Source organism: Aestuariivita sp., assembly GCF_049276915.1.
Taxonomy (GTDB): Bacteria; Pseudomonadota; Alphaproteobacteria; order Rhodobacterales; family Rhodobacteraceae; genus Aestuariivita.
This window is the reverse complement of sequence record NZ_JBASXK010000061.1, coordinates 1-7,991: the sequence shown is the minus strand read 5'-3', so window position 1 is coordinate 7,991 and position 7,991 is coordinate 1. Positions and strand designations below refer to the sequence as shown.

The window sequence follows — 7,991 nt, the reverse complement described above, 5'->3', positions numbered from 1 at the left end:
GCTGCAATCCCGCACCCTCTGGGTGATCCATGAAACATGCCCCTCGAAGCCAACAACACCATGATTTCTATGCGAAATATCACCATCAGGACAGCGAAATCAGCGAGTTACTTGGGGAATGTGGGATTGGACCTATCGAAGATTTCACATGGCCACCGCTCAATTCTGCGGAGGCGATTATGAGGGAACGATTGCCACCCTGCGCGAGATGATCGAATTGAAACCTAGTGTCCGAGGGTTTCGCAAACTGCTGGTTCTGGCGCTGCGAGAAGTTGGCCGCGAAACCGACGCGGCACAAGAGGAAGCCCGAGCATCAACCTTGGATAACGGCGAGAACTTTTGCGTTCAGGAACCTGCAATTCCCGAGACGCACCTGTGGATCCGCAAAGCGCTCGCACCTGTGTTGGAGTGACAGAAGATTTGTCGCATTCGTTCGCATGCAGACGTTCATGAAACGCGCTCCAATCGACACAAGCGAAAGCTCGCTCCGTCCGCAACCCGGTCGCTTGAAAGAACGCAACTGACGTATCCTGTTCCCCGAAGCGGTCATCGGGCAAAAGCGCGGCGGGCCATTGCATGCGCACACGGGCCCGCATCAATAGAACTTGTGCAAGGCTCAGGATTACAGGAACCTGCCCGGGGCGAAAAATCGGAATGATCCGGCTGACTCGAAGGGCAAAAAACCATGGCAAGATTGGAAATTGAATACCTGGGCAAGCCAGAAATCGATCAACTGGCGCTGTCCAACGATGAGATTCTGACAGCCATCGAACAGGGCCTGATTGCTGCCGGGCAAGGCAAGACTGTCATCGAACCCCGAATGCATCTGGAGCCTGATCCAGCGTTCAACGGCCATTTCAACGTGTTGCGCGGCTACGTCGCTCCGCTGAACTATGCAGGTGTCAAGATCGTCGGCGACTATGTTGACAACTACAAACAGGGATTGCCGTCGGAATTGGCGCTTTTGAACCTGTTCTGCCCACGCACGGGCACCCCGAAGGCGGTGATCGACGCGGCGGGCATCACGGATATGCGCACAGGGGCCCTGACCGCGCTGGGTGCAAAATGGCTGGGCCCGAAAAACCCCAGGATTCTGGGTCATGTGGGCGCGCGCGGAACGTCCTATTGGAATGTGCGCCTTTTGGATCATCTGTTTGATTTTGATGAAATTCGGGTGCATTCGCGCCGCCCCGAAAGCCGCGATGCCTTTGGCGAACGCCTCAGCCACGACCTTGGCAAGAAGGTCATTGTGACCACGGATTGGGAAAGCTGCCTGAGCGGCGCCGATATCATGGTCGAAGCGACACGGCTGAACGCGCCGACGCCGATGTTTGACCGCGCATGGGTGAAAAAGGGCGCATTCGTCGTGCCCTACGGCACCATGAGCGCGTTGCCGTTGGATTTTGTCGATGGGTTCGACAAGTTCGTGATGGATGATCTGGGACAGATGCGGGCCGGGCATCTGGGCGCCCTGCGGCCGCATATCGATGCCGGCAAAATCACCGAGGCCAGTTTCCATGCCGAGATTGGCGAGATTGCCGCCGGGTTGAAACCGGGACGCGAACGCGATGACGAAACGATCCTGTTCTGGCATCGTGGCATGTCGACGGGGGATATCGCCTTGGGAGCCGCCATTCTGGACAAGGCCCGCGCGATGGGGATCACGCAAAACCTTCTGTATCGGGAAGACTGAGCATGGCGGGCCTGACCCTGACCGGGCAGAACCTTGGCATCACGGATGTGGCCCTGGCAGCGCAAGGAACGGCTCCGATTGCCCTGGACAAGGATGCTCTTGCGCATATGGGCCAAACCCGGGCTTTGGTCGATCTGGTCATTGCCGAAAAACGCCTGGTTTACGGTGTCACCACAGGCCTGGGGTCGCGCGCGACGGAAGTGTTGGATGAGGAAACGCTGGGCCGGTTCTCAGTCCAGACCCTGCGCGGGCGCGCGCATGCCGTCGGGCCACACGAAACCCGCGAGAACATCCGCGCGGCCATGATCGTGCGCGCCAATACTCTGTTGCGCGGCCACAGCGGCGCACAGCCCAAAGTTGCCGAGCATATTGCCGCCTGCCTCAGCGCCAATATCACACCTGTCGTGGGGCAAATCGGCTCCATCGGCGCGGCGGATCTGGTGCTGAACGCAACGATGGGTCTTGCGCTGATTGGCGAGGGTGAGATGTCTGACCCCGATGGCAACATCGGACCGAGCGCGGATGTGATGCGCACCCATGGCATTGAACCGCTGGTCCCTGGGCCACGTGACGGGTTGGCGCTGGCCAATAGCACAAGTGCCGTTGCAGGTGCCGCTGCATTGGCAGTTGACGCCGCGCGGCTGGCATATGACAGCGCGCAAACCGCTGCTGCCATGTCACTGGAGGCCTTCCGCGCCAATCTTGGGCCGCTGGAACACCGGACGCTTGCCATCAAGCCCTTGCCCGGACAAATGGCAGCAGGTCAGGACCTGCGCCTGCGCCTTGCGGGCAGTCTGTTGCTTGGGCCGGGCCATGCGCGCCGTTTGCAGGACCCGCTGTCGCTGCGCAATATCGCGCAAATCCACGGCACGGTGAGCGCCGCGCTGGGCAGCGCAATCCAGGTGACCGAGATCGAGGTGAACGGTGTCAGCGACAATCCGGTGGCCTTTCTCGAGACACGGGAAATCATCTCTTGCGGTGCCTATTTCACCTCGGAATTGACCAATGCAATCGAAGGCCTGAACCGTGCATTCGTCCACCTGACGGTTGCGCAGCTGGCGCGCATCTCCAAACTGCTCAATCCGGTCTTCAGTGATCTGCCGACATTTCTGGCACAGCCGAATAGTGGATCCAACGGGTTTGCGCCCTTGATGAAATCTGCCGAGGCCTTGGTGTCCGAACTGCTGCATGCTGCCCAACCCGTGCCCATCTGGCCAAGCATCAATGCCAACGGCGTTGAAGATTGCATCGCCGGTTCTCCGACTGCTGTCCGCGCATTGGTCAAGATCACGGATTGCTCTGCACGGCTCACCGCGATCGAGCTGCTTGTGGCCTGCCAAGCGGCAGAGCTGCGCGAGGTTGTGCCCGTACTCGGACCCTACCTCGCTGGCGTTCATTCCCAAATCCGTGGGAGTTCTGCCGCTTTGGATCAGGATCGACCGCTGGCCCGAGACGTCGAACATGTCGCCCGCATGATTGCGTCCCGTGACCTGATTGCACCGATGCAAGCCTGAGACGCCGGATTGCCGGCAACGGGGTTCACATGCGCGGCACCCGACATTCTGGCCATCGTATCGAAGATCTGCCTTGTCCGAACGGCCTCTGTGGAACCGACAGACCGTCCCTGCTCTTCGAAAAGCGTCAGTGCCGGGTCCGCGCGTTGCGCCGGTCTCAAGCCTTGCGGATGGGCACTTTGGCGGTTTCGGGTTTCCTGGGGGCCTTCTTGGGAATGGTGATGTTCAGCACACCGTCCTTGAGCTGGGCATCCACCTTTTCCCCGTCGGCATCCGGGGGCAGACGGAACGAGCGGCTGAACGCGCCATATTCGCGTTCGGAAAAGAACCAGGTTTCCCCTGTCTCTTCGCGCTCGGTACGCTTTTCGCCCTTGAGCATGACCACGCCGTCCTCGACGCTGAGGTGGATGTCCTCCTCCGCCACTCCGGGCAATTCGACGCCGATGCGGTAGGCATCATCGCTGCCGGCGGCTTCGGAGGCAGGTGCAACCCATTTCGCCACCCGCTCGCCCATCTGGCGCACGGGGTCATAAAGCGAGGGCCAAAACCCGCTGGTGTGCGATTTCTCAACCAATTCCTGTCTCCTTTCGACACATATTGCCGATTCACGATATCCCGCCTGATCTTGTGGTCCATTGATCCGGATCAGCGTCGGACCGGCGAATTGGGCTGAGGGCGTTCAAGCTCTGGGCCTCGGGAGTCGATGGCGTGCCGGGCGCATGGCAAACGGCCCGCGGCGGGCTGTGTCCCGGCAGGCTGCTGCTTGTGCATATGGGTAGGATCGTCAGGGTGCGGGCCCGCAGGAAATGCGATGGTCGCATGGCTCCGGGTGGTAAACCGGGCCAGGCAAGGATGCGCGATGGGAAAACCATCTGTCCTGATCGTGCCGAAAAGGGGTGATAGTCCTTCCCGGCCTAGTGCAGCTGCAAGACGGGTTCTAACGCCTCCGGCTTTCCATCCAGTTACAGCAGCGCGCGGTGCCGGTGGCTGTCGGCGCGGCCCCGTAAGGGAACACGGTCCCCAATATGCAACCGCGCCACAGAAACCCTTGCCGAATGGTCTGGACGCTAGAGGCCGACTTGCCTTACGGTCGCGCCTTGAGGAGGACCGAACCATGGCCGTTGGCACCAATATCAAGACCTATTTCCAGGGCAGTTGGCATGACGGAGATGTGGCGATCATGCGTGCGGCCGATCATGGTTCCTGGCTGGGCTCGTCGGTCTTTGACGGCGCGCGCTATTTCGACGGGATGGCCCCGGATCTGGCACCGCATTGCGCGCGGGTTAACCGCTCGGCCCGGGCGCTGATGCTGACACCCATGGTCAGCACCGAGGACATGGTCGAGATCGTGGCCGAGGGTCTGAAGCTTTTTGACAAGGGCACACCGGTCTATATCCGCCCGATGTACTGGGGCATTGATGGCGATCTCACGGCGATCGTGCCCTCAAGCGAGCAGACCGGCTTTGCCATCTGTCTGGAAGAAATCCCCATGGCCCCGGCATCGGCGACGGTCACGCTGACCCGCACGCGGTTTCGCCGCCCGGTTCTGGAAGATGCGGTGGTCAACGCCAAGGCGGGCTGTCTTTACCCCAACAACGCCCGGATGCTGACCGAGGCGCGCGCCAAGGGCTTCAGCAATGCGCTGGTAGCCGATGCCATGGGCAACGTGGCCGAAACCGCCACCGCCAATATCTTCATGGTCAGGGATGGAGAGGTGTTCACCCCGATCCCGAACGGCACCTTCCTGGCCGGGATCACCCGCGCGCGCCATATCGCCAATATGACCGGCGATGGCATGGCCGTGCATGAAACCGTCCTGACCTTCGAGGATTTCCAGAAGGCCGACGAAGTGTTCATGTCCGGCAACATGTCCAAGGTCACCCCGGTGACCGCCTTTGACGACACCCATTACCAGGTCGGTCCCGTCACCCGCCGCGTGCGCGAGATGTATTGGGACTGGGCCGCTAGCGAAAGCTGATCCATGCCAAAGCCTCTGGAATTCTGGTTCGAGTTCGCCTCGACCTACAGCTATCCCGCCGCCATGCGGATCGAGGAGGCCTGCGCCGACGCCGGCGTGCCGCTGATCTGGCGATCCTTCCTGCTGGGGCCGATTTTCGGCGCGCAGGGCATGACGACCTCGCCGTTCAACATGTTCCCCGTCAAAGGGGCCTATATGTGGCGCGACATGGAGCGGATCTGCGAAGAGAGCGATATCGGCTTTGTCAAACCCTCGTCCTTTCCGCGCGGCTCGATTCTGGCGGCACGCATCGCCGCCCGTCACGGCGCAAGCGACTGGATCGGGCCATTCGTGCGCGCGGTCTACACCGCGAATTTCTCGGATAATCGCGATATCGGCGATGATGCGGTGATCGGTGCCATTCTCGAAGAGATCGGGCTGGAACCGGCTGCAATTCTTGCCGAGACCCTGAGCCCCGAGGGCAAGGCCGTATTGCGCAAGAACACCGACGAGGCGCAGGTGCGCGGGCTGTTTGGTGCTCCGACGCTGATGGTGGGGGATGAGCTGTTCTGGGGTCATGACAGGCTGGAACAGGCGATCGACTGGGCGCTGCGCGATTGAGCTTTTGATTGCGCGCGCCCATCGCTTGCGTCATCCTGCACGCTGATCGGAAATGAAAGGCCAAGCATGCGTAAATTTCTCGTCGTGCTGGATGACAGCCGCGAATGCCTGAACGCGATGCGCTTTGCCGCGATGCGGGCTGCCAATACCGGAGGGGGTGTCCAGATCCTGTCGGTGATCCCGCCTGATGAGTTCAACCACTGGATCGGTGTCGGCGATATCATGCGTGAAGAATCGCGCGAACGCATCCACGCCCATTTCGAAGTCTTTGCCAAATGGATGCGCGACCGGCAGGGGATAGATCCCGAGTTGGTGATCCGCGAAGGCGAGCCCGTGCCCGAGATCATGGCACAGGTCAAGGAAGACCCCGAGATCGGCGTTTTGGTGCTGGGTGCGGGCAGCGACAAGAAGGGCCCCGGCCCGCTGGTGACCCAACTCAGCCGCAACGCGGGCGACCTGCCCATTCCGCTGACCATCGTGCCCGGCAACCTCAGCAAGGAACAGCTTGAGGCGATCACCTGAGGCAGGCCGGTCTGACAGGTGCCACAGGACAAAGCTGAGTTTCGCTTGCACCTTTGCCCCTGAATGATTTAGAATCGTTCCAAATACTTGACTCGCCCGGCTGCGATCCGCATATCAGGGCAACCTCGCTCAGGAGACATCATGTTTATCCAAACAGAATCCACGCCGAACCCCGCAACGCTCAAGTTCCTGCCGGGTCAGACCGTGCTTGAGGTCGGCACTGCCGATTTCCCCAGCGCGGACACCGCCGACACCTCGCCGCTTGCGGCGCGCATCTTTGGTGTGCAGGGCGTCACGGGCGTATTTTTCGGCAATGATTTCGTCACCGTCACCAAGGAAGATGGCGTTGACTGGGATCACATCAAACCGGCGCTTCTGGGTGCCATCATGGAGCATTTCCAGTCAGGTGACGCGGTCATGTCCGCCGATCACCAGCCCGCCAGCGGTCACGCCGAACACACGGGTGAAAACTCCGAGATCGTCGGCCAGATCAAGGAACTGCTGGACAGCCGGGTGCGCCCGGCGGTGGCTCAGGATGGCGGCGACATCACCTTCCACGGCTTTGATCGCGGTGTGGTCTATCTGCATATGCAGGGTGCCTGCGCGGGCTGCCCGTCCTCGACACTGACCCTGAAAATGGGGATCGAGAACCTGCTGCGCCACTATATCCCCGAAGTGACCGAGGTACGCCCGGTTGCCGTCTGAGGCAGATACCGACCTTTTCGAACCGATGACCGGGCGCTGCTGTTGCGGCGCCCGAGTTATGTCATGACCACCGTTCTGGCCTTTGATACGTCCGATGCGCGCTGCGCTGCGGCCCTGTTGCATCAGGGCAAGATCACCCTGCGCTGCGATGAGATGGCAAAGGGACAGGCCGAACATCTGATGCCGATGCTGCAAGAGATGCTGGGCGATGCAGGGCTTGGCTTTGGCGATCTTGACGGTATCGGCGTTGGTATCGGGCCGGGAAATTTCACCGGCATCCGGATTTCCGTCTCGGCGGCACGCGGTCTTGCCTTGGGGCTGAACCGGCCCGCGATCGGCGTGTCGACCCTGGAGGCGCTGGCCTTTGGCGCAACAGGCCCCGTGCTGAGCGTCGCGGATGCGCGCCAGAACCGGACCTATGTGCAGCTTTTTGGCGGGGCCGCCAGTAGCCAGCCGCAGATGGTGGCGATGGAGCGCGACGCGATCCTGAATGCAGCACCCGAGACCACGCCAGCCGTGATCGGCTCTGTCGCCCCCGCGATATCGGCCTTGACCGGCTGGCCCTGTGCCGCGCCCGCCATGCCGCTGCTTGAGGCCATGGCCCGGATCGCACTGAGCCGTCTGGATGCGCCCTGTGGTGCTCCTGCACCGCTCTATCTGCGCCCGGCGGATGCGGCACCTGCGCGCGATAGCGCTCCGGTACTGCTGGATTGATCGCGCCCGGGGACATGGCCGCGATCCATGCGGCGGCTTTTGAGCAATCGCGCCCGTGGAGTGCTGGAGAATTTGCCTCGCTTCTGAGCCATCCCGGCGTGTTTGCCGTCGGCGATCCGCGCGCCTTTGCACTGGTGCGCGTCGTGCTGGATGAGGCCGAACTGTTGACCATTGCCACCCATCCGGATGCTCACCGACAGGGGCTGGCGCGCGCGCTGATGGACACATGGCAGACCGAGGCCGCACGGCGCGGTGCCCGGCGCGC

The 7,991-nt window shown here is 61.6% G+C and carries 10 protein-coding genes; 9 read left to right on the top strand and 1 reads right to left on the bottom strand.

Annotated elements, in window-relative coordinates:
- The first annotated feature begins 148 nt into the window (after window positions 1–148).
- The 3 genes from WAO69_RS06450 (at window position 149) to WAO69_RS06440 (ending at window position 3,207) form a co-directional block, all read left to right on the top strand.
- A complete protein-coding gene (locus WAO69_RS06450; protein WP_422177232.1) occupies window positions 149–412 on the top strand; it encodes a hypothetical protein in 264 nt (87 codons plus the stop codon).
- A gap of 273 nt (window positions 413–685) precedes the next feature.
- Window positions 686–1,693, top strand: coding sequence for an ornithine cyclodeaminase family protein (locus WAO69_RS06445; protein ID WP_422177231.1), 1,008 nt, complete (start codon window positions 686–688; stop codon window positions 1,691–1,693).
- Window positions 1,694–1,695: 2 nt separating this feature from the next.
- Window positions 1,696–3,207 carry an aromatic amino acid lyase gene (locus WAO69_RS06440; protein ID WP_422177230.1) on the top strand — a complete coding sequence of 504 codons (1,512 nt, stop codon included), beginning with the start codon at window positions 1,696–1,698 and terminating at the stop codon, window positions 3,205–3,207.
- Between the two features lie 157 nt (window positions 3,208–3,364).
- Here WAO69_RS06440 and WAO69_RS06435 read toward each other — a convergent pair whose 3' ends face one another.
- Window positions 3,365–3,781, bottom strand: coding sequence for an Hsp20/alpha crystallin family protein (locus WAO69_RS06435; protein ID WP_422177229.1), 417 nt, complete (start codon window positions 3,779–3,781; stop codon window positions 3,365–3,367).
- Between the two features lie 540 nt (window positions 3,782–4,321).
- Here WAO69_RS06435 and WAO69_RS06430 point away from each other — a divergent pair.
- From WAO69_RS06430 to WAO69_RS06405, 6 genes are all read left to right on the top strand, one after another.
- A complete protein-coding gene (locus WAO69_RS06430; protein ID WP_422177228.1) occupies window positions 4,322–5,185 on the top strand; it encodes a branched-chain amino acid aminotransferase in 864 nt (287 codons plus the stop codon).
- Window positions 5,186–5,188: 3 nt separating this feature from the next.
- A complete protein-coding gene (locus WAO69_RS06425) occupies window positions 5,189–5,785 on the top strand; it encodes a 2-hydroxychromene-2-carboxylate isomerase (protein ID WP_422177227.1) in 597 nt (198 codons plus the stop codon).
- Between the two features lie 66 nt (window positions 5,786–5,851).
- On the top strand, window positions 5,852–6,307 hold the full coding sequence (locus WAO69_RS06420) for a universal stress protein (protein WP_422177226.1): 456 nt from the start codon (window positions 5,852–5,854) through the stop codon (window positions 6,305–6,307).
- 141 nt (window positions 6,308–6,448) lie between these two features.
- A complete protein-coding gene (locus WAO69_RS06415) occupies window positions 6,449–7,012 on the top strand; it encodes a NifU family protein (RefSeq protein ID WP_422177225.1) in 564 nt (187 codons plus the stop codon).
- A 63-nt stretch (window positions 7,013–7,075) separates the two neighbouring features.
- Complete coding sequence (gene tsaB / locus WAO69_RS06410) at window positions 7,076–7,726, top strand: tRNA (adenosine(37)-N6)-threonylcarbamoyltransferase complex dimerization subunit type 1 TsaB (RefSeq protein WP_422177224.1); 651 nt, start codon at window positions 7,076–7,078, stop codon at window positions 7,724–7,726.
- A 14-nt stretch (window positions 7,727–7,740) separates the two neighbouring features.
- Window positions 7,741–7,991 (top strand): GNAT family N-acetyltransferase (locus WAO69_RS06405; protein WP_422177223.1); only part of this gene is annotated, 251 nt, incomplete at its 3' end.